The sequence below is a fragment of the Kitasatospora sp. NPDC127067 genome (assembly GCF_042724755.1).
GTDB lineage: Bacteria > Actinomycetota > Actinomycetes > Streptomycetales > Streptomycetaceae > Kitasatospora > Kitasatospora lactacystinica.
The window spans coordinates 13,859-39,968 of sequence record NZ_JBHXEM010000082.1 but is presented as its reverse complement, the minus strand read 5'-3'; the positions used below and the strand labels follow the sequence as shown (position 1 = coordinate 39,968).

The following is a 26,110-nucleotide window of genomic DNA, read 5'->3' as shown; positions in this document are numbered from 1 at the left end:
CTTCTTCGGAAGTCCCGGGCAGCGACGCTTCGGTGTTCGAGGGGGTCAGGCTGTTGCCCTGGGCTTGCGGGCGACGGCCATCGCGAGGGCGGTGCAGGCGAGGGCGGCGAGGGCGGCGAAGCCGCTGACGGAGGGGAGGAGGCCGTAGGTCTGGACGAGGGCGCCGAGGGCGACGATGGGGGCGGAGCTGCCGAGGTAGACGATGACCCAGAGGGTGCTCAGCTCGGAGCCGCAGCGTTCCGGGTTCATCGCACCGACGGCGGCGGTGAACAGGGAGCGGAAGGCCACGCCCTGGGAGATTCCGCCGAGGACGCTGCCGATGAAGAGCAGCGCCGGGGTGCCGGTGTACTGGGCGGCGACGACCAGGCCGAGGCCGGCGGCCAGGCCGGCCATGCCGAGGGCGGTCACCACGCGGTCCGAGGTCGGCGGGACGAGCAGCTGGGTGGCGGCCGAGGAACCGAGCAGGAGGGCCGCCACGATCGCGCCGACCAGCTTGGAGTCGGTGTGCAGCAGCTGGGCGGCGAAGGCCGGGGCCAGGCTGAGGTAGACGCCGAACACCGCGTAGGAGATGAAGCCGGCGGTGGCGGCGAGCAGGAACTCGCGGCGCCCGGTGCGGGGCAGCCGCAGGCGCTGCGGGCGCAGGTGGGCCGGGGTGGTGATGCGGGGCGGGGAGGCCGGCGGGCGGCTGCGGCCGGGCATCCGGGGGTGGAGGAGGGCCAGCGGTACGCAGAGCGCCAGCAGGGCGACGGCGTGCAGCAGGAACGGGGTGAGCAGCGGGTCGGAGCCGCCGGCCAGCAGGGCGCCGACCACCGGGCCGAGCGCGACGCCGCCCGCCGAGCAGGCCAGGGTGATCTTGGCGGCCAGGGTCGGCCGGTCGGGCAGCAGGTCGCCGAGGGCGGCACCGGCGGCGCCGGTGGACAGGCCGACGGCGATGCCCTGGACGGCTCGGCCGGCGGCGAGCTGCCAGAAGCTGCCGGAGGTGGCGAACACGACGTCGCCGACGGCGGCCAGCGCGACGGCGGGCAGGATCAGGGCGCGTCGGCCGAGGTGGTCGGACCAGTGGCCGACCACGGCGAGCACCGGGACCAGCGCCAGTACGTAGATCGCGAACAGGACGGTGGTGTCGAGCGCGGTGAGGTGCAGCCGCTGCTGGAGGAGCGAGTAGATCGGCGTCGCGAGGTTGGCGCCGATCAGCATCAGCAGCAGGGCGGCGGCCACCAGGCCGACGCGGACGCCGCGCAGCGCGTTCCAGCGGCTGATCGCGGCGAGCTGGAGCTGGGCGCGCGGCGCGAGCTCCAGGGGAAGCAGGGCCTCCGACAGTCGGCGTCCGTCGAGCTGCGCGGTGCGCAGGCCGGAGCCGGCGGGGGAGAGGTCCGCCATGGCAGGGGTCTCCTGTGGCCGGGCACCACCGGGGTCGGCGGGGTTGTGCCGGCGCGCCCGTCCGGAGGCGCTGTGGTGGTGGCCGCGGGTACGGGCTCCCTGGTGGGGCGAGGTGAGCTGAAGAGGGCCCCTCCGGCCCGGGGTCGGGCGGAGGGCGGTTGGGCTTCGTTGCCCCGGTGGCAGGCGCGGGGTGTGCGCGCTACCAGACCGAAGGATAAGGGGTGGGCGCACGTCCATGGCGCGCGCCCCTGGGTGCGCCCCGTACGGCCGGGCATCGGGGGTGCCCGGCCTATACGCTGAGGTGATGGATCGGTACGCGGCGCTGTTGGGCTGACCGCTGGCTGAGGGAGAGCGCACAACGATGGCCGGACGACGTCGCAAGAACACCGGGGCTTCGGCGGGGGAGGGCGCGGCCGAGGCGGTGCTGCCCGCGGACCTGGAGCTCCAGGACCTCTACGGGGCGTTCGCCGCGCACGGGCTGGACGACGAGGACCTGGACGACGCGGCCGTCCTGGTCCCGCCGGTGAAGCTGCCCGCCGAGCGGGAGCTGGCCGAGCAGGCGAAGGCCGTACCGATGTTCGGGTACGCGCTGGCGCTGGCCCGCTGGGCCGCCCCGCACCGGGAAGTGGACGAGTTCGGCGACCTGGTCGAGGCGGACCGGGCACCCGCGGCCCGGCTGCTGGGCCTGGCCCCGGCCGAGGGCGAGGTGCCCGAGGAGGCCGAGGTCGAGGCGCTGCGGGCCTGGTCGCTGGCCTGCGACCTGGACCTGGTGGAGCTCGGCACGACCGCGGACGGCGAGCACGTCGCCGTCCCGGGCCCGGACCTGGAACCCGCCGAGCAGGGCGACCCGGAGACCGTCCTGGAGCTGTGGCTGACCGCCGCCGGGATCGTCCGGGAGCTGGCCGTCGAGGCGGACTCCGTCCCGGAGGGGGCCGAGGGCTCGGCGGAACCGGCCGGGGACGGCGCGGACGAGGAGGAGGACGAGGACGGGCTCTCCGAGGTCGAGGAGGCCCGCGACGAGGCCGCCGAGCTGCTGGACGAGGCCCTGCAGGTGCTCTACGAGACCACCGCCTTCGCCGAGCCGGGCAACGAGACCGTGCCGCTGGGCGTGCTGGCCGCGCTGCTGGTCGTCCCGGAGGGCGAGGAGCCCAGCGAGGAGCTGCTCGGCGACATCACGGACGTCATGGTCGCGCTGGACCCGATGCTGGGCGATCTCGCCGAGCTCGGCCTGCTGGACTACCGCCCGATCGACCCCGAGCTGTTCGACGAGGAGGACGGCGAGGAGTCCGCCGTGGTCGGCGAGGAGCCGCTGGACGAGGAGGAGTCGGCCCGCTTCGGGCTGGTCCGGCTCACCCCGCTCGGCCAGTACGGCATCCGGCAGTGGCTGCTGGAGGACGGCTACGACGCCCCGCTGGTCGGCGACCTGGCCCGGGGGAACGCGGCCGAGCTGCTGCGCGGGGTGTGCGAGTCCGCCAACGTGCTGCCGGAGGAGGAGCTGCGGGTGTGGACCGCCGACCGGGAGCCGGTGGCGGCGGCGCGCGAGCTGCTCGCGGCGGCGCGCGGCACCGACGGCTACGGCCCGCTGCGCCGCATGCTCTGCGTCTCGGCGCTCAACCTGCTCGGGCCGGACGCGGAGCCGGCCGTCCGGGAGGCCATGGACGACCCGGAGCTGGGTGGCGCGGCGCGGGCCTGGCTGGCCGCGCAGGGCGCGACGGACGTGCCGGTGCCGGACCGGGCGATGGCGCTGTGGACGGTGGTCGACACCTTCGCCGCCCAGCTGCTGGACAACGGCGGGGACGCCGAGCTGCTCCGCGAACTGATCACCGACCTGCCGGTGAACGGCGATCCGGCCGGGTGGTTCGGCGAGCTGTGGCGGGTCGACCACCCGTACACGGCGGACGTCCTGGAGGCGATCGGGGAGCTGCACCCGGACCGGGCGCTGGCCAAGGAGGCGCGCAAGGCCGCCTTCAAGGCGCGCTCCAGGAGCTGAGCCTCCCGCCCTTCACGGAGTGCGCCGAGCCGGCCCGGGTCACGGAAGGTCCAGCGAGCCGTCCTCGGTGAAGGGGAAGAACGGGTTGTGGGCCAGCTCCCAGAGGTGGCCGTCCGGGTCCTCGAAGTAGCCGGAGTAGCCGCCCCAGTCGGTCGGGACCGGCGGCTTGACCACCACGGCGCCGGCCTCCACCGCCGTCCGCAGCGCGGCGTCCACCAGGGCGGGGGACTCCAGGTTCACCGCGAGGGTGACGCCGCGGAAGGAGGGCTCGCCGGCGGGGGGCAGGCCCGCGTCGGCGGCCAGCTCCTCGGTGGGGAAGAGCCCGAGCGCCGAGTCGGCGGTGCGGAACCAGACGATCTCCGGGCTGGAGGCGGCGGAGCGCTTCCAGCCGAGCGCCTCGTAGAAGCGGGCGCTGCGGTCGAGGTCGGTCACCCCGAGGGTGACGATGCTGATCCGGGCGGGGAAGGCGCCCTGCTGGGTCCGGTCCTGGGCGGCGCCGTCGTGCGCCGCCCCGTTCTGTGCTGCCTCGTTCTGTGCTGTCATGCCGCCAGGTTAGGGAGGGCCGCTGACAACCGGGCGTCCTGACACGGCCACCATCCCCGTCCGGAGGCGGAGCTGATGACCCGGCAGCTGCGGGCACGTAAGGTGGCGTCAGCGGTGCGGGTGCGAGGAATCGGGGGTGCGGCACAGGATGATGCGGGAGAACGGCGGCAGGCACCAGAAGCGGAACACCGGGCCCTCGGGGGCCGTCCCGGCTCCGGACCGGCCGGTCCGGGAGGACCGTTTCGCCGGTCGGCCCGCGGAGCGCGGCGCGGACCGGAGCGCGGACCGGCCCGCGGAGCAGCCCGCCGACCGGCCGTCGGGCCGGGCGGCCGAACCGCCCGTGGACCGGACCGCAGGCCGGCCCGTCGACCCGTTCGCCGATCAGGAGGCGTTCTCCCGCCGGACCCTGGCGGCGGCCGACTTCCCGGTGTACGGCGTGGTCGCCGGTCGAACGGCGGCCGGGGACGCGCGGACCGGTGACGCGGCGGCCGATGACGCGGTGGACGGTGAGGCGCTGGCCGCCTTCGAGACCTCCGGCGGCGAGCTGCGCTGGGTCGAGGTCCAGTGCGGTGACTGGCGCTCGGCGGCCGGCCCGTACGTCACCGTGCGCACCTACCGGCCGGGCGCCGACCGGGGCGAGCGGCTGCCCGAGCTGGAGGACCTGGTCGAGGACGAACGGGACCGCGTCTACGAGCAGTTGGGCATCGACGAGGGCGACGGGCCGGGCCGGGTACGGGCGTTGCGCGCGTGGATCACGGTGGACGGCGAGCCCTGCGCGGTGGAGGTGCACGAGGACCGGCCGGTGCCGGAGCCCGGCGCCCCGGCGGTGCCCGGGCCGGAGGCGGTGTGGGCCGGGCGACTGCGGGTCGGCGGGCTGACCGTGACGGTCTGCGGGCGCGGGGTGGCCCCCGGCGCGGTGGAGCTCGGCTCGATCGGCGACTTCGAGCGCTGCCTGCGCGGACGCACCGGACTGCTGCGCGACCTGGCCGCCCGGCGGGCCCGCCACGTGCCGGTCGAGGAGCGCGAACTGCCGCCCGCCGTCGGGATGGAGGCGCACCGGGCGCTGATCGCGCAGACCGTCGCCGAGTCCGCCGCGATCGAGGCGCAGGTGCGGGTCGGGCGCACGCCGCGGCTGCCGCGCGGGCTGCGCGGGGACGTCGGCGCGGTGCGCTGGGAGGCGGCGGTGCGCCAGCAGATGCGGCTGGCCACCGAGACCCGGGAGGAGGCCGTGGCGGCGGTGACCTCGATGGTGAACCACCTCAACCGGCTGTCCCAGCAGACGCATTGGCTGGTCGGCACGGCGGAGGGCGAGGCGGCCGTCGAGGAGGTGGTCCGGTACACGGTGTTCGCGAGCGAGGTGGCCAGCCTGCCGGCGCAGCGGGCCTGGGCGCAGCTGTGGCGGGAGCGGCCGGGCGGCGGCGGGGCGGGCGTGTGGGAGGAGCAGCGGCTGTCCGAGCAGCTGTGGCTGGCGGCCTGGGAGCAGTGGCGGGCGGCGCGGCACTGACGGGCTGCCGGCCCGCGCGGCGTCCGACGGAGCGCCCCTCCGGAGGGGGCCGGCGTAAAGCCGAGGTCATGTGAAGGTCATCGGTCGGCAAATGGCCGCCTGGGCGTGAGGTGGACGTCATACCGGGTTCACCCGTCCGGCGGAGCCTGCTGGGCGTCGGCATCCCGCACCGACGCCCCCGCTCATCCTCAGGAGTTGCTGCCATGTCGCTGTCCCGCCGGGACTTCGTCAACCGTTCCACCCTCGTCGGTGCCGGCGTGCTGATCGCCGGCAGCGCCGAGGCGCTGGCCAGCGCCCCGGGCGCGATCGCCGCCCCGGTCGGCGGCGAGGCCCCGGTCGCCGCGACCGCCGGGACCAACTCGGCCGCCGGCACCGCCGTCGGCTACGGCCCGCTGGTCCAGGACCCGGGCGGCCTGCTGTCCCTGCCGAAGGGCTTCTCGTACAAGGTCCTCAACCGGGCCGGCGTCACCAAGCTGCGCACCGGCGAGTTCACCCCGAGCAACCACGACGGCACCTCCGCCTTCGAGGACGAGCGCGGCGGCAACTACATGGTCGTCAACCACGAGCTGGCCGGCGCCCGCGCCAACTGGCCGCACCCGGTGCCGCTGACCGAGGGCCACGTCTACGACCCGGGCGCGGCCGGCGGCTGCACCATCGTGCACGCCAAGCGGGACGGCTCGGTCGAGCAGTGGGTCGGCATCGCGGGCACCGCCACCAACTGCGCCGGCGGCGTGACCCCGTGGGGCACCTGGCTGTCCGGCGAGGAGACCGAGGACAAGGCCGGCAAGAACGGCTTCACCAAGGACCACGGCTACATCTTCGAGGTCGACCCGTTCGACGACGAATACAACCGCGACCCGCAGCCGGTCAAGGCCTTCGGCCGCTACGCCCACGAGGCCGTCGTGGTGGACCCCAAGCGCGGCCAGGTCTACCTGACCGAGGACGCCTCGAACCCGAACGGCCTGCTGTTCCGCTGGACCCCGCCGGCCGACTTCAAGCACGGCCGCTACAAGCTGCGCCGGCTGGCCGCCGACGCCGGCGTGCTGGAGGCCTTCAAGGTCTTCGACGCGCAGGGCAAGTTCATCGACGACCTCTCCCGCGCCACCGCGGTCGGCACCACCTACGGCGTGGACTGGGTCAAGGTCGCGGACCGCGACGCCAAGACCGTCTCGGTGCGCAAGCAGTTCAAGGACGGCGAGGTCACCCGCGCCCGGAAGCTGGAGGGCATGTGGTGGGGTGACGGCGGCTTCTACTTCGTCTCCAGCTTCGCCCGCTCGGAGAGCCCGCTCCAGCACGACGGCCAGGTCTGGTTCTACAACCCGGCCCGCCGCACCATCACCCTGAAGGTCCTGCTGGGCGTCAACACCGACGTCTGGGGCGACCACGACAACTTCGACGGCCCGGACAACATCACCGTCTCGCCGTACGGCGGCATCGTGATCTGCGAGGACGGCGAGGGCGTCTCGCACCTGTTCGGCGCCACCGAGGAGGGCCTGGTCTTCCCGATCGCCCGCAACGAGCTGAACATCGGCACCGCCGAGAAGCCCGAGTTCAGCGAGTTCACCGGGGTGACCTTCTCGGACGACGGCAAGACCCTCTTCGCCAACATCCAGACCCCGGGCATCCAGCTGGCCATCAGCGGCCCGTGGCGCCGGCTGAACGAGCACAAGCGCGGCCAGGGCTACGGCGAGTGACCCTCCGAGCGTGAAGGGCTGCCCGCGGACCACTCGTCCGCGGGCAGTCGCAGTTGCAGCATGGCCAGCAGGCGCTGCTGCGGCTGGGCGAGGTCGATGCCGGTCAGCTGCTCGGCCCGGCGGACCCGGTAGCGCAGGGTGTTGGGGTGGATGTGCAGGGCGTCCGCGGCCACCCGGACCTCGCCGAGCGCGTCCAGCCAGGCCAGCACCGACTCGGCGAGCCGGGTGCCGTGCCGGCGGTCGTACGCGGTGAGCGCGGTCAGCCGCGGGTCGCGCAGGCCGGAGCGTTCCTGGAGCAGCGCCAGCATCTCGCTGACCAGCACCTCCGCCTGGACGTCGATCAGCGCCGCGACGTCGAGGTCCACCCCGCCGCGGCCCATCGCGTCCAGGATCCGGTCCGCCTGCGCGCGGGACTCGGGCACCCGGGCCAGGCCGTCGACGGTCGAGCCGATCGCGGCGCGCAGCGGGACGCCCAGGTGCTCGCGGGCGGCCGTCACCACCTCGGAGGCCCAGTCGCGCACGGTGGTCATCGGCAGGCCGGGCGGCAGCTCGGGCAGCAGCACGTACACCCGGGACTCGATCGGGGCGAGCAGCGCGGTGCGGTGCCGGGCCGCGGTGTGCACCGAGATCAGTCCGGTGACGTCGGAGCGGTGCAGCGCGTCCGTGGTGCGCGCGCTGTAGGCCAGCACGGTGGCCGGGCGGCGCAGGTCCAGGCCGAGGTGGGTGGCGAGCGACTGGGGGCCGGTGGAGCCCTCCAGCAGGCCGGTGAGCAGGGTCTGGGTGAGCCGGACGTCGGCGGACAGCTCCCGGCGGCGGCGCACCAGCTGGGCGGCCGCGACCCGGGCGGCGCCGACCAGGGACTGCTCGGCCAGCGGGGCCAGCGGCTGGGCGCCCTCCTGCACCCAGATGGTGCCGAGCGGCTGCGCCCCGGCCCGGATGCCGACCGCCAGGCGGCGGCGCAGGCCCAGCTCGGGGTGCGGCTCGACCGCGATCGGGGCGTCCGAGCTGCGCAGGTGCTGGAAGATGCCCCACTCGCGGAGCTTGGAGAGGTACGGCTCCGGGCCCTGCCAGCCGAGGATGGACAGCCGGCGCAGGTCGTCGACCTCGTCGGAGTCGGAGGAGCGGGAGTAGGCCAGCACCCGGCTGGAGGTGTCCTCGATCGAGACGATGCCGTTGGTGAGCACGGCGACGGTCTGGGCGAGGGAGAAGAGGTCGCCGGCGTTGGGTTCGGGGGAGCCGGGGGCGTCCGGGGCGTCCGGGCCGGCGATGATCGCCCGGGCGAGCGAGTCGAGGTGCTCCCAGCGGGTCTCGCGGCGCACCGAGAGCAGGGCGACGCCCGCGTCGGTGGCGGCCTCGCGCAGCGCGTCGGCCTGGCCGGGGCCGTCCAGCTTGACCGCGACGGCGGCGGCCCCGGCCCGGCCGGCCGCGCGCAGGGCGGGCAGGGCGGCCCGGCCGCGGGCGCCGATCGCGAGGACGAGTTCGCCGGGGGCGGCGGTCGGCGGGTCCTCCGGGTCGAGGATGGCGACGTCGCGCACCGCGACGTCCAGGCCCTGCGGGGCGGCCTGCAGTTCGACCAGCGGTTCGCCGAGGGACATCAGGAGTTGACGGAGCGGCAGGCCGGAGGTGGTCACGCCGGTCCTCCTTCATCCGCCCGGACAACGTTTCGCGGTCGATTTTAGCCGGGCGGACAGAGTTCGGGGCTGTCGTCGGGCGGAAGGCCGTCCGTGACCCCGCCGGCGCACCGCATGCGCCCTCAGCGCACCGTTCGGAGGCCGAGCGCCGGAGCGCGAGCCGGTGGCCGGGGCCAGGAGTGTGAGCCGGTGGTGCACGGAGGTGTGAACCATGGGGCGGGAGGGGACGATTCGTGACCGCGGCGTGACCAGGTTCGTCGGGCCGGACAACGCCGTACGGGGGAATTTAGCCGCGCGGCCAATCAAGTGGCCCGGTGGCCAGGAATAGCGTTCGTGCTGTGGTCGGCGTGCAACCCGCGCCGGCAGTCCCCCCGCACTGAACGAAGGAGAGCGTGCGCTCTATGGACGCTGTGACCCAGGTCCCCGCGCCGGTGAACGAGCCGGTCCACAGCTACGCCCCCGGGAGCCCGGAACGGGCTCGCCTGGAGGCCAAGCTGAAGGAGCTGGGCGGCCAGGAGCCGGTCCAGCTGACCATGACGATCAACGGTGAGCGCCGGATGGGCGGCGGCACCGAGATCCACGTCGTCCAGCCGCACAACCACGCGGCTCGGCTCGGCACCCTGCGCAACGCCACCCAGGCCGACGCGCAGGACGCCATCGACACTGCCCTGGCCGCTGCCCCGGCCTGGCAGGCGCTCTCCTTCGACTCGCGCGCCGCGATCTTCCTCAGGGCCGCCGACCTGCTGGCCGGCCCCTGGCGCGAGACCCTGGCCGCGGCCACCATGCTCGGCCAGTCCAAGACCGCCCAGCAGGCCGAGATCGACACCCCCTGCGAGCTGGTCGACTTCCTGCGCTTCAACGTGCACTTCGCCCGCCAGATCCTGGCCGAGCAGCCGATCTCCTCGGACGGCGTGTGGAACCGCAGCGACCACCGCCCGCTGGAGGGCTTCGTCTACGCGATCACCCCGTTCAACTTCACCGCGATCGCCGGCAACCTGCCGACCGCGCCCGCGCTGATGGGCAACGTGGTGCTGTGGAAGCCCTCCCCGACCCAGCAGTTCTCCGCGCACCTGCTGATGCAGCTGCTGGAGGAGGCCGGCCTGCCCAAGGGCGTCATCAACATGGTCACCGGCGACGGCCTGGCCGTCTCCGAGGTCGCGCTCAAGCACCCGGCGCTGGCCGGCATCCACTTCACCGGCTCCACCGCCACCTTCCAGCACCTGTGGCGCGAGGTCGGCAACAACATCGCCGGCTACCGCACCTACCCGCGGATCGTCGGCGAGACCGGCGGCAAGGACTTCCTGGTCGCCCACCCGTCCGCCGACCCCAAGGTCCTGAAGACCGCGATGACCCGCGGCGCCTTCGAGTTCCAGGGCCAGAAGTGCTCGGCGCTGTCGCGGGCCTACGTCCCGGCGTCGATCTGGGCCGGCCTCAAGGACGAGTTCGCCGCCGAGGTCGAGGGCCTCACCATGGGCGACGTCAGCGACCTGAGCAACTTCATGTCGGCCGTCATCGACGACCGCTCCTTCGCCAAGAACAAGGCGGCCATCGACCGCGCCCAGGCCGACCCGCAGGTCGAGGTCCTCGCCGGCGGCACCTACGACGACTCGGTGGGCTACTTCGTGCGCCCGACCGTCCTGGTCTGCCAGGACCCGGCGAGCGAGTACTTCAAGGACGAGTACTTCGGCCCGATCCTGGCCGTGCACGTCTACGAGGACGAGAAGTACGAGGAGATGCTGACCCAGATGGAGTCGGTGTCCCCGTACGGCCTGACCGGCTCGATCATCTCCCAGGACCGCGCCGCGGCCCAGGACGCGATGCACAAGCTGCGCTTCGCGGCCGGCAACTTCTACATCAACGACAAGCCGACCGGCGCCGTCGTCGGCCAGCAGCCCTTCGGCGGCGGCCGGGCCTCGGGCACCAACGACAAGGCGGGCGCCAAGCAGAACCTGGCGCGCTGGACCTCCACCCGCTCGGTCAAGGAGACCTTCGTCCCGCCGACGGACTACCGCTACCCGCACATGGGCTGACCAGCCCCGTGCCGCTGATCGTACGGCTCGTCCAGTAGCCACCGGTCACCCGCGACGCCCGGTCCCGCAGCCGGGCGCCGCCCGCCGGGGCGGCGGGGCCTCCGACCCGTCGCCCGCCGCCACCCTTCTTGGGACGCGCTGCGCGCGACTCCCCGGATGCCCGCCGCCCCGGCCCTTCTGCCACCCTTGGAAACACCAGCTCCAGGAGTCACGATGCTCCGTTCCGCCCTTCTCGCGGCCTCCCGGTCCCCGCAGGTCCGCACCGTGGTCGAGAAGTTCCCGCCGACCCACGCGATAGTCGAGCGCTTCGTCGCCGGCGACGTCCTCGACGACGCCGTCACCGCCACGGACGACCTGATCGCCACCGGCCGCAAGGTCACCCTGGACCACCTCGGCGAGGACACCCAGGACGCCGCCCAGGCCGCCGGCACCGCCGAGGCCTACGAGCACCTGCTCAAGGCCCTCAAGGACACCGGCCTCGCGGCCGGCGCCGAGGTGTCGGTCAAGCTGTCGGCCGTCGGCCAGTTCCTCCCGGTGGACGGCGAGAAGATCGCGCTGGAGAACGCCCGCCGCATCTGCGAGGCCGCCGCCGACGCCGGCACCACGGTGACCCTCGACATGGAGGACCACACCACCACCGACTCCACCCTCGCCATCGCGCGCGAGCTGCGGGCGGACTTCCCCTGGCTGGGCGTCGTGCTCCAGGCCTACCTGCGCCGCACCGAGGCCGACTGCCGCGACTTCTCGGGCGAGGGCTCCCGCGTGCGCCTGTGCAAGGGCGCCTACAAGGAGCCCGAGTCGGTCGCCTTCCAGGGCAAGCACGAGGTCGACCTCGCGTACGTCCGCGCCCTGAAGGTCCTGATGGCGGGCGAGGGCTACCCGATGATCGCCTCGCACGACCCCAACATGATCAAGATCGCCGGCCAGCTGGCCCAGTGGAACGGCCGCAAGCGGGACTCCTTCGAGTACCAGATGCTGTTCGGCATCCGCCCCGAGGAGCAGCTGCGCCTCGCCGGCGAGGGCAACACGATGCGCGTGTACCTCCCGTACGGCCAGGAGTGGTACGGCTACTTCATGCGCCGCCTCGCGGAGCGCCCGGCCAACCTGACCTTCTTCCTGCGCGCCATGGCCACCCGCGGCTGACCCGGCGCCCCAGGCCACGGCCCGCACCCCTGACGGGGGGTGCGGGCCGTCCGCGTTCCCGGCGTCAGAGGAAGGGCTTGGTGTCGAGGTCGAATGCGAACGGCGCGGGGATGGCGGGCTGTGCCCGCCGGCGGCGAGGCGGAGTCCCTTGTTCTCCGACATCTGTGTCTCGGTAGCCGACCCGCGCCGCACCTGATCGGCCAACTCGCTGATGAGGTGGCAGTGGTATCCGTCAGCGGGGAGCCCGATGAGGATCTCACCTTCGACGAGCTCGGCCCGCAGACCCTCGGGTGTGTCCAGGGAGAGAAACAGCTCCAGCAGGATCTCGTTGTCCGTTGTGTGCATGGATGACCTTTCGACCGGGTGCGTCGGAAGGCTATGTGCGGTGCGCACAGGAGGAATGGGGATGGCGTGATCGTCACTCGATGGTGTGAGTCCGAGGTCGCGCCTAGGATCTTCCTGCTGGTGAACTGGCTTTTCGAGCGGAGGAGTTGGGGATGCTGAAGGCTTTCGCGGAGTTGTCGACGCCGTTGGTGGCGGACGCCTGTGTGCGGCTCGGGGTGGAGCCGCGGGTGGCGCCGGTGGGAGTGGGGGCGGTGGTGGCCGGGGCCCGGGTGGCGGGGCGGGTGCTGCCGGTGCGGCACTACGGGAGCGTGGACGTGTTCCTGGAGGCGTACGGCGCGGCCCGGGACGGGGACGTGCTGGTGGTCGACAACGGCGGGCGGACCGACGAGGCCTGCATCGGGGACCTCGCGGTGCTGGAGGCGCGGGCCGCCGGGGTGGCCGGGATCGTGGTGTGGGGGCTGCACCGGGACACGCCCGAGCTGCTGGAGATCGGGCTGCCGGTCTTCAGTTACGGGGCGCTGCCGCTCGGCCCGGTGCGGCTGGACGGCCGGGAGCCGGAGGCGCTGCTGAGGGCGAAGTTCGGCCCGCACCCGGTGAGCGCCGAGGACGTGGTGTTCGCCGACGCGGACGGGGTGCTGTTCGTGCCCGCCGACCGGGTCGCCGAGGTGCTGGAGACGGCCGGCGCGATCGCCCGGACCGAGCGCGCGCAGGCCGGGCGGATCGCGGCCGGGGACACGTTGCGGCGGCAGACCGCCTTCGACGAGTACCTGCGGCGCCGCGCCGCGGACCCGGCGTACAGCTTCCGGCAGCACCTGCGGCGGGTCGGCGGGGCGATCGAGGAGTAGGACGGTTACAGCGGCCGGTGCATGACGTGCAGGCCGACGTAGCCGTCCACCGGGTGGAGGAAGGCCTCGGGGACGGTGCCGACGATCTCGAAGCCGAGCGATCGGTAGAGCTTCACGGCGTGGTGGTTGCTGGCGACCACCGCGTTGTACTGCATGGCGCGGAAGCCGGCCCGGCGGGCCCAGTCGAGGGTGTACTCGACCAGGGCCCTCCCGATCCCCTCGCCGTGGTGGGCCGGGTCGACCATGTAGCTGGCGCTGGCCACGTGCGAGCCGTTGCCGGGGCGGTTGCGGTTCATGTTGGCGGTGCCGAGGACCCGTCCGTCCTCGTCCACCGCGACCACCGTGCGGTTCGGGGCGGCGAGCATCCACCACTCCCGGCCCAGCTCGGAGGGCATGTCCAGGGGGTAGGGGAAGGTCTCGCCGGCGGCGACGACGGCGTGGAAGAACGGCCAGATGGCGGGCCAGTCCTCGGGGGTGGCCTCGCGAATGTCGATGGGCATCGGACCAGGATGATCCCCGACGGGCGGGCGGGTCCACCGGTTTTCGGTGGACCCGCCCGTCGGGCCGGTCGTCGGGGGCCGCGTCGCGGGGCGGGTCAGCCGTGGAGGAGGGCGTCCTCGACCAGGGCGGCGGTGTGGGCCTGACCGAGGGCGTTGGGGTGCACCACGGCGTATTCGAGGGGGATGACGCTGGTCAGCACGCCGTCCAGCCAGTGGTCGGCGTCGCAGACGCTGTGGCCGGCGCTGGCGGGGTAGAGGTTCACGAAGGTGTCGCCGCGGGCGGCGGTGTCCTGGGCGATGAGCGCGTTGAGCGGTTCCAGGAGCGCGGTGCGGGCCCAGGCGAGGTCGCCGGTGGTGAAGGTGCCGAACTGCAGGGGGCTGCCGTACTGGCAGAGGGCGGCGTCCTCGGGGACGAGGTGCGGGTAGCCGACGGTGAGGACCCTGGCGGACGGGGCCTTGGCGTGCAGCGCGGTCAGCATCCGGGCGTAGTCGCCGCGCAGCCGGTTCAGGCGGTCGGGCAGGCTCGCGTCGAACTTGTTCTTGCAGGGCGTGCCCCGGCCTAGCTGGACGGCGCCGAGTTCGATGCAGCTCTTGAGGATCTCGGCGAAGCCGAGGTCGTTGCCGCCGATCCCGACGGTGACCAGGTCGGTGGCCGGGTCGACGGCGTCGATCTGCGGCGGGACGGACGGGTAGGGGCCGTTGGGGTCGGTGCCGAGCGGCGGGAGCGGCCGGCCGAGCGGGGACTGCGCGCCGGTGTCGACGCTGCCGGTGGTGGCGCCGCTGCAGCTGACGTTGCGCAGGGCGACCAGGGAGCCGAGGTCGCGGCGGAGGATCTCGGGATAGGAGTCGACGGTGCGGGCGCAGCCGTCGCGCGGTTCGGTCTCGTCGCCGGTGGCCACGACGACCCCGGCGGTGTAGGAGTCGCCGAGGGCCGTCCACCGCAGTGCGGCGGCGCGGTCGCCGGGCCGGGCGGCGGCCTGGGCGGTGGCCTGGGCGGTGGTCGGGGTGATCAGTCCGGCGGCGAGCACGGTGGCGGTGCCGGCGACGGCGAGGCGGGACAGGAAGTGTGGCACGGCTCTCCTCCTCGGGGTGCGGGGGAGAGAGCGGATTCACCCCCCTGAGAGTCAATCGAGTCGCCGTGGTGGCGACTTGATGCCTCAAGGGGGTGAATTCGCGGGCGCGGATGTGACGTCGTGAGGTCGTCGCGTGGCGTCGTGGCCTCGCGGGACCGGCGGCGGTGTGCGGCTACAGCGCCGCGGCGGCGGGTTCGATCATCGCCCGCGCGGTCTTGCCGTCGACGTACTCGCCGAGTGCCGTCATCTCCCACTCGCCGCCCGGACGGCGGACCAGCTTGCACATCATCACACCGGTGTAGGGCTCGGAGTTGGTGAGGTCGAAGCGGACCAGCTCCTCCTCCGTCCGGGCGTCCAGCAGACGGCAGTAGGCGTCGCGCACGTCGGTGAACTTCTGGCCGGAGAAGGAGTTCACGACGAAGACCAGCCCGTGGACCTCCGCCGGCAGGCCCTCCAGGTGGACGGTGATCGCCTCGTCGTCGCCGCCCTCGCCGCCGACCAGGTTGTCGCCGGAGTGGGAGATCGCGCCGTTGAAGATGCTCAGCTTCATGAACCAGGCCGTCTCCAGCCGCTTGTGCCGGGCGTCGAAGGCGAGGCAGGAGGCGTCCAGGTCGATGTCACGGCCGCGGCCGGCGGACTTCCAGCCGAGGGCCATCCGGACGGAGGAGAGGAACGGGCGGCCGTTCTTGACCAGGGAGACCGAGCTGCCCTTGACCAGGTTGACCCGGCCCTTGTCCAGGGTGATCTTGGCGGGGGCGGCCGGGGCCGCGGGCGCGGCGGCGGCCGGGGGAGCCGCGGGCGGGGCGGGGACGGCGGTCTGGCCGGTGGCGAGGGCGATCCGCGGGTCGACCGGGGTGCCGACCGGGGTGGCGGTCGGGGGCCCGGCCGGTGCGGGCGGCACGGGCGGGGCGGCCGGCGGAGCCGGGAGCTGGACGGTGCGGTCCACCGGGGCCGGCGGCGCGACCGGCGCGGCGGGGGCCTGGGCGACCGGGGCCGGGGCCGGGACCGGGGCCGAGGAGGCGGGGGCCGGGGAGTCCTCGACGGAGACGCCGAAGTCGGTGGCGATGCCCGCGAGGCCGTCGGCGTAGCCCTGGCCGACGGCGCGCACCTTCCAGGCACCGCCCCTCAGGTAGACCTCGACCACGATGAGCGCGGTCTCCAGGCCCAGCCGGGGCGGGGTGAAGGTGACCAGCACCTCGCCGGTGTCGGCGTCGCGGACGGTGGCGGTGGGCTCCATCCCGGCGAAGGTGGAGACCTGGTCGGCGGGGCTCGCGGTGACCACGATCTTGGTGATGCCGGCCGGGACGGCCCGGGTGTCGACGGTGATCGCGTCGGGGGTGCCGGCGGTGGCCGGGCGGTGGCTGACGCCGGGGCCGTTCGGGGCGTTGAAGAAGACGAAGTCGTCGTCCGAGCGGACCTTTCCGGCATCGGTCAGCAGCAGGCCGGAGACGTCCAGCGCCTTGGGCGCGGTGACCTCGACGCTCACTCGCGCGGCGGTCAGCGGTGCGTTGCCGCCTTGGGTCAGGACGGTGGACACGGACTCCTCCTCGGGTGCGGAACGGCGGCCCGGCCGGGGCCGTCGGGGCGCCGGGCCGGGGTGCTGCCCACAGTAACGAACGAGGTTCGGGGATGTGCCCGTCCGGAACGGCCGACCGTGGATCGTCGAACGACCGTTACACCCGGCCGTCGGCAGGTCAGCGCGCCGCGGTGGCCGGGTCGGTGGCCGGGGAGAGGGCTGGTGCGGAGCCCGGGGAGGGGGCCGGTGCGGGGGCCGTTGCAAGGGCCGGGCCGCCGGCCGGTTCGGGGAGCGGCGAGGCGGCCCGGGCGCGGGGCGCGCACGGCTCGACGGGCAGGGGCTGCGCCGGGCCGAAGCCCCCGAGCGCGGCGACCGCGCGGGGGTGGTCGAGGGCGAAGGCGGAGACGCTCCAGCTCTCCGCCGGGGCCGCCTTGCGCGCCGCGGCGGACGGCTCCGCGGCCGGACGGGCACCGCGGACGCCGAAGGTGTAGTGGCCGGGCCGGACATCGGTGCCGGGCGGGGTGGTGAATCGGTAGACGAGGGTGCCGCGCTCCTGCTGGGCGGTGACCACGGCGCCCGGCAGGTCGGTCCAGGCGGCGCCGGCGCCGGGTGCCGACTCGCCCGGGGCGAGCCGGAACTCGGCCTGGAACGCGGTGACCGGCTCGGCCACCGCGAGGGTGAGCCGGTGGCGCAGGCCGTCCCGGCCGAGCGGGGAGAGCAGGGCGGCGCCGGACAGCGCGTGGTCGGTGTCCGGGGCGCTCCCGGGGTCGGCCGGGCCGGCGCCCTCGACGGGGTCGACGGGGGCGGTGGGCGCGTCCTTCCCCGGGGCGCCCGCGGCGCCGACGTCCGGGAGGGACGCGGCGGGCGGCGGCACCGGGCGGCCGGGCACGGTCGGTCGCAGCCCGGGGATGTTCGGTCCCTGGCCGGGGGCGGAGGGGTCGTAGCCGGGCTGCTGGGCGTTCCAGGGCGGGGCCGGGACGGAAGGGGAGGGCGAGGAGCCGGCCGGGGCGTCGGCCCCGGTGCCGGTGAGCTGGGTGCCGTGGGCCGGCGCGTCCTGCCCGGCCGAGGCCTGGCCGCCGGTCTGGGGCGTGCCCGGGCCCGCCGTGCGGGACGCGGGCGGGGTGGCGGCGACCGGCGCGGCTCCCGACGGGCGTGCCGAGAGGTGCGAGGAGGGGGCCGTCGAGGGGTGGCCCGCGGCGGGGCGGCCGGCGGCGGGGGCGGACGACAGGCCGTCGGTCGGGGTCTGCTCCGAGGCCGCCTCGGCCTGGTCGGTGGCGCCCGGCGTGGGCGGCGGGGTGGAGCCGACCCGGGCGACGCCGGCCCGGCGGCCGATCCCCTGCTGTTCGTTGAGCAGCAGGGTGGTGGCGATGCTGATGCCGACCACGGTGGACATCGCCATCGCGGCACCGGACAGGCGCAGGGTGGGCAGCCGGAACAGGCCGCCGAACGGGCGCGGCCGCCCGTGCCGACCCTGCCGTGCGGGCTCGTGGTGCACGTCCCGCGCGGTGTCCTCGCGCACAGCCACCGGACCCCTCCCTCCCCGAAGCCGCCGTCGCGTCGCCGTATTCTCCCACGCGTCGCCGCCGGGTCCGGCTCCGGCCGTCGCGGGCCGGTTCCGCGCGGGCCCGCCCGGGGAGAGGGCAGAGCGTACCAGTGGGTGATCACCTCCCGGTCGGCCCCCGTCCATTTCGTGGACGCCCTTTCGACACACGGAAGTTGACGGTCCGTCTGACAAGGGCGGGAAAGGAGCGGCCGCCTCGGACGGGGGTTATTGCAACCCCCTTGCAACCCTTGCCCGGTGCGCCGGGCGTGACGCAGGCTGAGGTCATCCCACGCCGTCCCGGAGAGACCGTCATGCCGCCCGACCCGCTGTCCGCAGCCTCAAGTGCACCCCTCGCCGCCACCCCCACGGGCGGCGATGGGGACGGCTCCACCGCCGCTCCGGCGGCGGTGGAGGAGGTGCTGATCCTGCGGATCTCGCTGGGCGAGGAGGTGGTCGGCGAGGTGCGCACCCGGTTCCGGTTCGTCGCCGCGCGCCCGTACGAGGTCCTGCTGACCTTCCACCTGGGGCGGCCCGACGAGGCCGACTGGGTGTTCTCACGCGAACTGCTGCGCGACGGGCTGCGCGCGCTGAGCGGCCAGGGCGACGTCAAACTGTGGCCGGCGTACTGCCCGTGCCACGGCGCGACGCTGCACCTGGCGCTCGAATCCCCGCACGGCAGCGCCCTGCTGGAGGCCTCCAAGCCCCGCGTGCAGGCCTGGCTGGACCGCACCTACGCGCTGGTCTCCGAGCACCAGGAGCGCCGCTGCGGTCCCACCGACGCCGAGCTGGCCGCGCTGCTCGCGAACGGCTGACGACGGGGCGCCGGATCCGCTCCGCCCGGCCGGGGACGGACCGTCAGCGACGCTCCGTCGGCGCGGCGACGCGCGGCGGCGGCAGGGGCGGCGCACCGGGCAGCCGGGCCGTCCCCGCGGCCAGCGCGGCCCGCAGCCGCCGCACGGCCGGGGCCGAGGAGGAGGGCAGCAGGTCGTACGGGTCGTCCGGCCCGTCCACGGTGACCAGCACCGACTCGGCGATCCGGTACGGCCGGTGGGCCAGCAGCCCGCCCAGGTAGCGGCGCAGCCGGGAGAGCTCCGCGCGCACCGTCACCGTCCGGCCCGGGTCGCCGAACAGCGCGTCGGCGAGCTGGGCGGCCGTGCTGCCCTCGCGTCCGGTGGCGAGCAGGAGCAGCAGTTCGGCGTGGCGCGGGCTGAGCGGGTGCGACCAGCTGTCGGCCGCGCCCCGGACGGACAGCCCGGGGCGGTCCGGGCGGCGCAGGTCCAGCCGGAGGTGGGCGCCCTCGGCCTGCTCGGCGGTCACCGTGCCCGAGCCGTTCTCCCCGGGCGGCCGGACCGGGCGCACCAGCCAGCCGTCGGCGAGCGGCTCCAGCGCGCACTCGCCGAGGCCCGGCACCCAGTGCACGGCGGCCGGGGTCCAGCCCTCGCTGGGCACCCGCAGCCGGCTGGGCGGCGGCAGCCCGGCCGCGGCGGCGGTCCAGCCGGCCGCGTCCACCACCAGCGCCGGGCCGCCGACCCGGGCGAGCAGCGGGGCGGCCAGGGTGCGCAGCTGGTGCAGCGCCTCCAGCCGGTGGGCGCGCAGCTCGGTCTCGGCCAGCCGGGCGGCGGTCGCGGTGAGCTGGAGCAGGTACGGGCGGATGCTGTGCGCCGGGCCGCTCAGGTTGATGGCGCCGACCAGCTGCCCGGTGCCGGGGTCGCGCACCGGTGCGGCCACGCAGGTCCAGGAGTGGTGGCTGCGCAGGTAGTGCTCGGCGGAGTGGACGTGCATCGGGCGCCGGGCACGCAGCGCGACCGCGATGCCGTTGGTGCCGACGCTCTCCTCGATCCAGCGGGCGCCGGTGATGAAGCCGATCCGGTCGGCGCTGCGGCGCAGGCCCCGTTCGCCCTCCTGCCAGAGCACGTGGCCCTCGGCGTCGGCGACGGCCAGCAGCAGCGGGGCCGTGCCGCCCGTCTCCACCAGGGTCTCGCGGAGCACCGGCAGGACGGTGTCGAGCCCGCTGGTGCGGCGTCGCTGTTCGATTTCGCCGGGGCCCAGCAGGACGGCGGCGGCGCCGGTGTCGGGGTCGAGGCCGAGGCGGCGCAGCCGGGCCCAGGAGTCGCCGATCTCGGGCCGGGGTTCGAGCAGGCCGGGGCCGCCGGCCTCCTCGGTGCGGGCGGGGGTGGACAGTTCCCGGGCGGCGGCGTCGGCGAGGGTGCGGTCGTGGACCTTGGCCAGCTCCGTCGCGGACGGCGGGGTGCGGCGCTCTGGTCGTCGGGACTGCCGTCCGGTCTGCCGCACTCGCTTCGCTCCTCGCCGCCGTTCGAGGACGCGTCGGGGCCGACGCGCTGACGAAAGCGTACGGGTGCGGTGGGCCGCTGGGGACGGGGTCGGGCAAGTCGGCATACCGGGCGGTACGGAACGCGAGTCCGGCCCCGGGCCCGGCCGTGCCCGCCGGGGTGCGGGGCCCGACCCCCGGCGGCCACGGCCGGCGGTCAGCGCTGGGCGCCGGAGCCCTGCTGGGCCGCCTCCACGGTGTGGTGCAGGTCGGCGGTGGCCTCCAGGGCGGCGCCGGTGCTCAGCGCCAGGCAGGCGACCAGGGCCACGGCGGCGGCCCGCAGCCAGGTGCCCGGGGCGGGGGCCGGGCGGGGCCGGAGCAGTGCGGCGACCCGGCGCGGGACCGGGCCGGAGTGGGCGGTGGCGACCGTCCGGGGGCGGGCCGGCCAGGGGGAACGGCTCGCGGCCAGGGCCGCCCGGCCGACCGCGCGGGCGGTCACGGCGCGGTCGCCGACCCGGGCCGCCGCGACCTCGTCGGCCCAGCGCTCCAGGTGGTACCCGAGGGGTGCGCGCAGCGGGCGCAGCGCCGGATGGACGTCGGCGGCGTGCTCGGCGAGGGCGAGGAAGAGGTGGTGGCGGGCGGTCAGGTGGGCCCGTTCGTGGGCGAGCAGGGCGGAGCGCTCGGGGCCGTCGAGGGCGCGCAGCATGCCGGAGGTGACCACGATCCGGCCGGGCTCGCCCGGTCGGCCGGGGCGGCCCAGGCGGCCGGGCAGGGCGAAGGCGTCGGCGCAGTCGTCGTCCAGCACGGTGAGCGGGTGGTCGGCGGGCCGGAACAGCGCGGCGGGCCGCAGGAGGGCGACCGGCCGCAGCCGGGCGGCGAGCCGGGTGAGCGCGGGCGGCCACGCCGAGGGGCGTGACCGGCGCACGGAGGCGCACGGGGGGCGCATGTCCGAATGCTGGGCAGAGGAGGGGGCACGGCCCGGCCGGTGGGCGCCCGTCCGGTCCGTCCGGTCCGTACGGTGGCGGTCGGTGCGGTCGGTGCGGTCGGTGCGGTCGGTGCGGTCGGCGTGCTCGGTGCCGCCGGCGCCGTCGGTGGGTCGGCCGGGGTGGTCGTGGGCCGGGAGCGCGGCCCGGGCGGTGCGCAGCTCCCGCTGCCGCCGGTGGACGGTGCGCGCCGCCAGTGCGCCGAGCGCGAGCAGCGCCAGGGCGGCGAGCGCGGCCGCGAACGGTGCGTCGGGCGAGGCCGCGGTGAGCCAGGGCAGCGAGAGGTGGCCGAGGGCGGCGACGGGCGGGAGCTGGAGCAGCCCGTCGGCGGCGAGCAGGCCGAGCGAGCAGAGCGTGCCGCCGGCCAGCACGGCGGTGGTCGCGGCCAGCATCCAGGCGGCGGCCCGCGGCGGCAGCGCCTCGGCGAGGCGGCGGGCCAGCGGGGCGGCCAGGAAGGGCAGCAGCAGCGGGACCCAGACGGCGAGCATCATCGGCCGGCCGCTCCCGGGGTGCCCGGGCCCGCGGTGTCCGGGCCCGCGGCGCCGGCCCCGGTCGCCTCCGCGCCCGGGGCGCCGTCGCCGAGCAGTTCGCGCAGCAGCTGCTCGTCCTCGGCGGAGAGGTCGGAGACGAAGCGGGCCAGCACGGTGGAGCGGTCGGCCTCGCGGCCGAGTTCGGTGTGCATCCGGCGGGCGGCGAGCCCCGCGGTGTCCTGGACGGTCGGGGTGTAGGCGTAGGCCCGGCCGGCCCGGGTGCGCACGACCGTGCCCTTGTCGAACAGCCGGCCGAGGATCGTCGCGATGGTGGTGCGGGCGAGGTCCCCGCCGAGCGCGGCCTGGACGTCCTGCGGCGTCATCGGCTGCCGGGCGGACCAGAGGGCGGCCAGCACCTCGGCCTCCAGCTCCCCGGCGGGCCGGCGGGCGGACGGTACGTCGGGCATGGCGGCGCTTCCTCCAAGTTTCGTCTACAGTCATGTAGACCGTCTACGCAACTGTAGACGGTCTGGGCGGGTTCCGATGCGAACCGCCCCCCAACGTACGGGAGGTCCGTCGGCCTTGCTCCAGTTCCTCGCCGATCCGGCCGTTCACCTCGCGGTGAACCCGCTGGACGCGTCCTCACTGCTCGCCGCCTTCGGCGCGCTCGGCATCGCCGTGGTGCTGTTCGCCGAGACCGGCCTGCTGGTGGGCTTCTTCCTGCCCGGTGACTCGCTGCTGTTCACCGCCGGCCTGCTCTGTGTCCCCGGCGCCACCAAGGGCCCGCAGCTGCACCTGTGGCAGGTGCTGCCCGCCGCCCTGGTCGGCGCGCTCGTCGGAGCCCAGGTCGGCTACCTGATCGGCCGCCGCGGCGGCCGGGCGCTGCTGGCCCGGACCCGGCGCAAGAGCCTGCTGGAGGGCGTGGCGCGGGCCGAGGAGCTGCTGACCAAGTACGGGCACGGCAAGGCGATCGTGCTCGCCCGGTTCATCCCGGTGGTCCGTACGGTGCTGAATCCGCTCTGCGGCGTACTCGACGTGCCGGTCCGCTCGTTCACCCTCTGGCAGGTGCTCGGCGGCGTGGTCTGGACGGTCGGCGTGGTGCTCGCCGGGTACGGGCTCGGCTCGTCCGTCCCCAGCATCGACCGATATCTGCTGCCCATCATCGGTCTGGTAGTAGTTGTCTCCGTGCTCCCCATTGTTCTCGAACTGTTCCGCGCCCGTAAGGCGCGACGTCACGGAGGTGACATGTGACGCCATCCCGGGCGCTCGCCGTGTACGACGGCAGCGGAATCGACGGCGGCCTGTACACCCGGGTCAACGGCTGGGCGCAGTCGGCCCCGCACTGGCTGGACGAGCTGATCAAGGTCTGGTCGGCGCTCGGCCTCGGGCTGTTCGCGGTCTTCATGCTCCTCGCGTGGTGGCGGGCGCGCGGCGCGGACTCGGCCGTGATGGCCAGGGTGCTCGCCTCGCCGGTGATCGTGGTCGTCGCGTACGGCGTCAACTCGGTGTTCAAGGGCGCGGTCGAGGAGCTCCGGCCGTGCGCCCAGATCCCCGGCAGCGTCGCACTGGAGACCTGCCCGGGCACCGGGGACTGGTCCTTCCCGAGCAACCACTCGGTGATCGCCTTCGCCGCCGCGGCCTCGCTCTGGTTCGTCGACCGACGGCTCGGATGGGTGGCCGGCCTGTTCGCGGCGCTGATGGCCGCCTCCCGGGTCTGGGTCGGCGTGCACTACCCGCACGACGTGGCGGTGGGCGCGCTGGTCGGGCTGCTGGTCGCGGTGGTGCTGGCGCCGCTCGCCGGGCGCTGCGGACCGCTGGTGGACCGGATGCGGGCGGGTGCGCTGCGGCCGCTGCTCGGGCCGGGCGCGCTGCCCCCGGCCGACCGCGGCTACGCGACGCAGGGGCGCTGACCCCGCCGCCGACGCCGCCGGGCACTCCGACGCCGCCGCGCGCTCGGACGCCGTTTCTCGGGCCGCCCGCCCCTTGTCCGGTTTCGGACGACGGGTGGAGCATGTGAGCCGGGCGTGGGGCCTCCTCCGGGGGGCGCCCGCCCGGCTCAGTCGTGCTCGGGCGCGCGGGCGCCGGGCGTGCCAGCGGAGGGAGTGCCGAATGCCGTACCGACTCGACATCACGCAGGGGGACTGGCCGGGGGACCTGCTGCACAAGGGCGTCGAGGGGCTGCTGGCCGAGGCCATGGTGCTCACCCTCGCCACCGCGGGGCACGAGCACGGCCCGCACGCCAACCTGGCCTTCTTCGCGTACGACGACGACCTCGTCCTCTACTTCGTCAGCGAGCGCTCCACCCGGCACAGCCACCACCTGGCCGAGGAGGCCCGGGCCGCCGCCACCGTCTTCCTGCCGCCGCCGGTCTTCGGCGAGCAGCTGCGCGGCCTCCAGCTGACCGGCAGCGCGGGCGAGGCCTGGGGGCGGCAGGCCGAGGCGGCGCTGGCCGCCTACCAGGGGCGCTATCCGGCCTTCGCGCGGGACGAGGAGGCCCGGCGGCAGTTCCTGACCGGCGGCGGGGCGGCTGCGCTGTACCGGTTCCAGGTGGAGGAGCTGACGGCGGTGGACGAGCCGAACTTCGGCCGGCGCAACTACCTGCGGGCGCGGGTGGTGCGGTCGTAGCCGCCCCGGTCGTCCCGGCGGGCCCGGCGGCTGCGACCGCCGGGGCGTCCGGGGCCACCGGGGTCACGGGGGCCGTGGGCGCGGCCGGGACCGTGGGAGCCGCCGCCGAGTGACCGTCGGGTTGTCTGTACAACTTCCCAGGTGGTTCATCTCCGGGACGGCAGTCCGACGCCCCTCGGACACCCGGGCGCATCAGCCTGGACGCATGAGAGTCATCGTCGTAGGAGCAGGCGTGCTCGGCAGCATGCACGCCTGGCAGGCCGTCGAGCGCGGCCACGAGGTCGTCCACCTGGAGCGCGAGACCGAGGCCCGCGGCGCCTCGGTGCGCAACTTCGGCCTGGTCTGGGTCAGCGGCCGGGCGCAGGGCGAGGAACTGGACACCGCGCTGCGGGCCCGCGAACTGTGGGAGTCCATCGGCGCCCGCGTCCCGGACCTCGGCTTCCGGGCGAACGGGTCGCTCACCGCGATCCGCACCGAGGCCGAACTGGCCGTCGCCGAGCAGGCCCTGACCCTGCCGGACGCCGCCGCCCGCGGCTACCGGCTGCTCGACCCGGACGAGACCCGCGCCGTCAACCCGGCCCTGCGCGGCAAGCTGCTCGGCGCCCTGTGGTGCGAGCGCGACGCCGCCGTCGAGCCCCGTACCGCCCAGCGCGCGTTGCGCGGCCACCTGGAGTCCACCGGCCGGTACACCTTCCTGCCCGGGCGCGAGGTGCGCGAGGTGGTCGGCGAGAACGCCGTCCGCGACGACCACGGCGACATCCACACCGGCGACCTGGTGATCCTCTGCACCGGCGCCTGGATCGGCGGCCTGGTCCGCGAACTCGCCCCCGCCCTGCCGGTCCGCCGGGTCCGCCTCCAGATGATGCAGACCGACCCGCTCGGCGAGACCCTGACCACCTCCGTCGCCGACGGCGACAGCTTCCGCTACTACCCGGCCTTCGCCGGCACCGCCCTGGACCGGCTGCGCGAGACCCAGCCCCAGCCTCCGGTCGCCGCCGAGCACAGGATGCAGCTGCTGATGGTCCAGCGCCGCGACGGCGGCCTGACCATCGGCGACACCCACGAGTACGACCAGCCGTTCGGCTTCGACGTCGTAGAGGACCCGTACGACCACCTGGCCGGCGTGGTCGAGGAACTGCTCGGCCGCCCGATGCCGCGGATCCGCCGCCGCTGGGCCGGGGTGTACGCCCAGTGCGTCGACACCACCCGGGTCGTCCACCGCGAGCGCGTGCGCGACGGCGTCTGGCTGGTCACCGGCCCCGGTGGCCGCGGCATGACCTGCTCGCCCGCCATCGCCGAGACCACCGCCCAACTCGCCAACCTGTAAGGAACCTTGTGGTGACCACCGATATCAGCCTGGTCGTGCTCGACATGGCCGGCACCACCGTCGCCGACGACGGCCTGGTCGAGCAGGCCTTCACCGCGGCCGCCGCGTCGCTCGGCGTCGAGGCCGGCAGCCCGGAGTTCGACCCGATGCTGGCCCACGTCCGGGCCACCATGGGCGAGTCCAAGATCTCCGTCTTCCGGCACCTGTTCGGCGAGGAGGAGAAGGCCCAGCGGGCCAACGCCGCCTTCGAGGCCGCCTACGACGACCTGGTCGACGCCGGCCACTGCGCCGCCCTGCCCGGCGCCGCCGAGGCCATCGCCGAACTGCGCGGCCGGGGCCGCAAGGTGGTCCTCACCACCGGCTTCTCCCGGACCACCCAGGACCGCATCCTGGACGCCCTGGGCTGGCGGTCCGTCGCCGACCTGACCCTCTGCCCCGCCGAGGCGGGCCGCGGCCGCCCGTACCCCGACCTGGTGCTCACCGCGCTGCTGCGCACCGGCACCGACTCGGTCCGCCGGATCGCCGTCGCCGGCGACACCGGCTACGACATGCTGACCGGCACCCGGGCCGGCGCCAAGGTCGTCGCCGGCGTCCTCACCGGCGCCCACGACGAGGCCCGCCTGCGGGCCGACGGCGCGACCCACGTCCTCGGCTCGATCGCCGAACTGCCCGCCCTGCTGGGCTGATCCGGCACCCCGC

General features: G+C 75.2%; 22 protein-coding genes. 12 read left to right on the top strand and 10 right to left on the bottom strand.

Going from position 1 to position 26,110, the window contains the following annotated elements; translation table 11 throughout:
* Positions 1-45: 45 nt before the first annotated feature.
* A complete protein-coding gene (locus ACFWJ4_RS27825; RefSeq protein ID WP_380548323.1) occupies positions 46-1,380 on the bottom strand; it encodes an MFS transporter in 1,335 nt (444 codons plus the stop codon).
* A gap of 361 nt (positions 1,381-1,741) precedes the next feature.
* On the opposite strand from ACFWJ4_RS27825, the gene ACFWJ4_RS27820 reads away from it, so the two are divergent.
* Complete coding sequence (locus ACFWJ4_RS27820) at positions 1,742-3,370, top strand: hypothetical protein (protein WP_380548320.1); 1,629 nt, start codon at positions 1,742-1,744, stop codon at positions 3,368-3,370.
* Between the two features lie 39 nt (positions 3,371-3,409).
* Here the strand turns inward: ACFWJ4_RS27820 and ACFWJ4_RS27815 are convergent, their stop codons facing one another.
* Positions 3,410-3,913, bottom strand: coding sequence for a VOC family protein (locus tag ACFWJ4_RS27815; protein WP_359905355.1), 504 nt, complete (start codon positions 3,911-3,913; stop codon positions 3,410-3,412).
* Positions 3,914-4,049: 136 nt separating this feature from the next.
* Between ACFWJ4_RS27815 and ACFWJ4_RS27810 the strand changes: the two genes are divergently transcribed.
* Both ACFWJ4_RS27810 and ACFWJ4_RS27805 read left to right on the top strand, forming a co-directional pair.
* A complete protein-coding gene (locus tag ACFWJ4_RS27810; protein ID WP_380548317.1) occupies positions 4,050-5,417 on the top strand; it encodes a hypothetical protein in 1,368 nt (455 codons plus the stop codon).
* Positions 5,418-5,620: 203 nt separating this feature from the next.
* Positions 5,621-7,111 (top strand): alkaline phosphatase PhoX, encoded by a 1,491-nt coding sequence (locus ACFWJ4_RS27805; protein WP_380548315.1) that lies wholly within the window; start codon positions 5,621-5,623, stop codon positions 7,109-7,111.
* Here the strand turns inward: ACFWJ4_RS27805 and ACFWJ4_RS27800 are convergent.
* The gene (locus tag ACFWJ4_RS27800; protein ID WP_380548312.1) at positions 7,099-8,742 is read right to left on the bottom strand and encodes a PucR family transcriptional regulator; all 1,644 of its coding nucleotides are present in this window, start codon (positions 8,740-8,742) and stop codon (positions 7,099-7,101) included. The genes ACFWJ4_RS27805 and ACFWJ4_RS27800 overlap by 13 nt on opposite strands.
* A 401-nt stretch (positions 8,743-9,143) precedes the next feature.
* Here ACFWJ4_RS27800 and pruA point away from each other — a divergent pair, with 401 nt between their 5' ends.
* The 3 genes from pruA to ACFWJ4_RS27785 all read left to right on the top strand — a co-directional run bounded on the left by pruA (position 9,144) and on the right by ACFWJ4_RS27785 (position 13,105).
* A complete protein-coding gene (gene pruA / locus ACFWJ4_RS27795; RefSeq protein ID WP_380548309.1) occupies positions 9,144-10,772 on the top strand; it encodes an L-glutamate gamma-semialdehyde dehydrogenase in 1,629 nt (542 codons plus the stop codon).
* Between the two features lie 213 nt (positions 10,773-10,985).
* Entirely contained in the window at positions 10,986-11,915 is a 930-nt protein-coding gene (locus tag ACFWJ4_RS27790; RefSeq protein WP_359905370.1) for a proline dehydrogenase family protein, read from the top strand.
* A gap of 497 nt (positions 11,916-12,412) precedes the next feature.
* Complete coding sequence (locus tag ACFWJ4_RS27785) at positions 12,413-13,105, top strand: RraA family protein (RefSeq protein ID WP_380548306.1); 693 nt, start codon at positions 12,413-12,415, stop codon at positions 13,103-13,105.
* 5 nt (positions 13,106-13,110) lie between these two features.
* Here the strand turns inward: ACFWJ4_RS27785 and ACFWJ4_RS27780 are convergent, their stop codons facing one another.
* From ACFWJ4_RS27780 to ACFWJ4_RS27765, 4 genes are all read right to left on the bottom strand, one after another.
* Positions 13,111-13,599 carry a GNAT family N-acetyltransferase gene (locus ACFWJ4_RS27780; protein WP_380548329.1) on the bottom strand — a complete coding sequence of 163 codons (489 nt, stop codon included), beginning with the start codon at positions 13,597-13,599 and terminating at the stop codon, positions 13,111-13,113.
* A 101-nt stretch (positions 13,600-13,700) separates the two neighbouring features.
* Positions 13,701-14,678 (bottom strand): SGNH/GDSL hydrolase family protein, encoded by a 978-nt coding sequence (locus ACFWJ4_RS27775; protein ID WP_380548303.1) that lies wholly within the window; start codon positions 14,676-14,678, stop codon positions 13,701-13,703.
* Positions 14,679-14,850: 172 nt separating this feature from the next.
* Positions 14,851-16,203 (bottom strand): TerD family protein, encoded by a 1,353-nt coding sequence (locus tag ACFWJ4_RS27770; RefSeq protein WP_380548326.1) that lies wholly within the window; start codon positions 16,201-16,203, stop codon positions 14,851-14,853.
* A gap of 169 nt (positions 16,204-16,372) precedes the next feature.
* Positions 16,373-17,719, bottom strand: coding sequence for a hypothetical protein (locus tag ACFWJ4_RS27765; protein WP_380548301.1), 1,347 nt, complete (start codon positions 17,717-17,719; stop codon positions 16,373-16,375).
* Positions 17,720-18,048: 329 nt separating this feature from the next.
* Here ACFWJ4_RS27765 and ACFWJ4_RS27760 point away from each other — a divergent pair, with 329 nt between their 5' ends.
* Positions 18,049-18,549, top strand: a complete 501-nt coding sequence (locus ACFWJ4_RS27760) for an SsgA family sporulation/cell division regulator (protein WP_359905384.1) — start codon at positions 18,049-18,051, stop codon at positions 18,547-18,549.
* 43 nt (positions 18,550-18,592) lie between these two features.
* Here ACFWJ4_RS27760 and ACFWJ4_RS27755 read toward each other — a convergent pair whose 3' ends face one another.
* The 3 genes from ACFWJ4_RS27755 to ACFWJ4_RS27745 form a co-directional block, all read right to left on the bottom strand.
* Complete coding sequence (locus ACFWJ4_RS27755) at positions 18,593-20,029, bottom strand: GAF domain-containing protein (protein ID WP_380548298.1); 1,437 nt, start codon at positions 20,027-20,029, stop codon at positions 18,593-18,595.
* A 194-nt stretch (positions 20,030-20,223) separates the two neighbouring features.
* Positions 20,224-21,480, bottom strand: coding sequence for a M48 family metalloprotease (locus ACFWJ4_RS27750; RefSeq protein ID WP_380548295.1), 1,257 nt, complete (start codon positions 21,478-21,480; stop codon positions 20,224-20,226).
* Entirely contained in the window at positions 21,477-21,926 is a 450-nt protein-coding gene (locus tag ACFWJ4_RS27745) for a BlaI/MecI/CopY family transcriptional regulator (RefSeq protein ID WP_380548292.1), read from the bottom strand. Before ACFWJ4_RS27745 ends, ACFWJ4_RS27750 begins: the two co-directional genes overlap by 4 nt.
* 115 nt (positions 21,927-22,041) lie before the next feature.
* Here ACFWJ4_RS27745 and ACFWJ4_RS27740 point away from each other — a divergent pair, with 115 nt between their 5' ends.
* From ACFWJ4_RS27740 to ACFWJ4_RS27720, 5 genes are all read left to right on the top strand, one after another.
* The gene (locus ACFWJ4_RS27740) at positions 22,042-22,710 is read left to right on the top strand and encodes a DedA family protein (RefSeq protein ID WP_359905395.1); all 669 of its coding nucleotides are present in this window, start codon (positions 22,042-22,044) and stop codon (positions 22,708-22,710) included.
* Positions 22,707-23,369: a phosphatase PAP2 family protein gene (locus ACFWJ4_RS27735; RefSeq protein WP_380548289.1), complete on the top strand. Its 663-nt coding sequence runs from the start codon at positions 22,707-22,709 to the stop codon at positions 23,367-23,369. The genes ACFWJ4_RS27740 and ACFWJ4_RS27735 overlap by 4 nt, the downstream gene beginning before the upstream one ends.
* A gap of 199 nt (positions 23,370-23,568) precedes the next feature.
* A complete protein-coding gene (locus tag ACFWJ4_RS27730) occupies positions 23,569-24,084 on the top strand; it encodes a pyridoxamine 5'-phosphate oxidase family protein (RefSeq protein WP_380353729.1) in 516 nt (171 codons plus the stop codon).
* 205 nt (positions 24,085-24,289) lie between these two features.
* Complete coding sequence (locus tag ACFWJ4_RS27725) at positions 24,290-25,411, top strand: TIGR03364 family FAD-dependent oxidoreductase (protein ID WP_380548286.1); 1,122 nt, start codon at positions 24,290-24,292, stop codon at positions 25,409-25,411.
* An 11-nt stretch (positions 25,412-25,422) separates the two neighbouring features.
* Positions 25,423-26,097 carry a phosphonatase-like hydrolase gene (locus ACFWJ4_RS27720; RefSeq protein WP_380548284.1) on the top strand — a complete coding sequence of 225 codons (675 nt, stop codon included), beginning with the start codon at positions 25,423-25,425 and terminating at the stop codon, positions 26,095-26,097.
* Positions 26,098-26,110: the final 13 nt, after the last annotated feature.

Bases quoted from the DNA above. Each gene is read 5' to 3' on its own strand.
- ACFWJ4_RS27825 (WP_380548323.1), bottom strand. From the start codon at position 1,380: ATGGCGGACCTCTCCCCCGCCGGCTCCGGCCTGCGCACCGCGCAGCTC.
- ACFWJ4_RS27820 (WP_380548320.1), top strand. From the start codon at position 1,742: ATGGCCGGACGACGTCGCAAGAACACCGGGGCTTCGGCGGGGGAGGGC.
- ACFWJ4_RS27815 (WP_359905355.1), bottom strand. From the start codon at position 3,913: ATGACAGCACAGAACGAGGCAGCACAGAACGGGGCGGCGCACGACGGC.
- ACFWJ4_RS27805 (WP_380548315.1), top strand. From the start codon at position 5,621: ATGTCGCTGTCCCGCCGGGACTTCGTCAACCGTTCCACCCTCGTCGGT.
- pruA (WP_380548309.1), top strand. From the start codon at position 9,144: ATGGACGCTGTGACCCAGGTCCCCGCGCCGGTGAACGAGCCGGTCCAC.
- ACFWJ4_RS27790 (WP_359905370.1), top strand. From the start codon at position 10,986: ATGCTCCGTTCCGCCCTTCTCGCGGCCTCCCGGTCCCCGCAGGTCCGC.
- ACFWJ4_RS27785 (WP_380548306.1), top strand. From the start codon at position 12,413: ATGCTGAAGGCTTTCGCGGAGTTGTCGACGCCGTTGGTGGCGGACGCC.
- ACFWJ4_RS27760 (WP_359905384.1), top strand. From the start codon at position 18,049: ATGCCGCCCGACCCGCTGTCCGCAGCCTCAAGTGCACCCCTCGCCGCC.
- ACFWJ4_RS27750 (WP_380548295.1), bottom strand. From the start codon at position 21,480: ATGATGCTCGCCGTCTGGGTCCCGCTGCTGCTGCCCTTCCTGGCCGCC.
- ACFWJ4_RS27745 (WP_380548292.1), bottom strand. From the start codon at position 21,926: ATGCCCGACGTACCGTCCGCCCGCCGGCCCGCCGGGGAGCTGGAGGCC.
- ACFWJ4_RS27730 (WP_380353729.1), top strand. From the start codon at position 23,569: ATGCCGTACCGACTCGACATCACGCAGGGGGACTGGCCGGGGGACCTG.
- ACFWJ4_RS27725 (WP_380548286.1), top strand. From the start codon at position 24,290: ATGAGAGTCATCGTCGTAGGAGCAGGCGTGCTCGGCAGCATGCACGCC.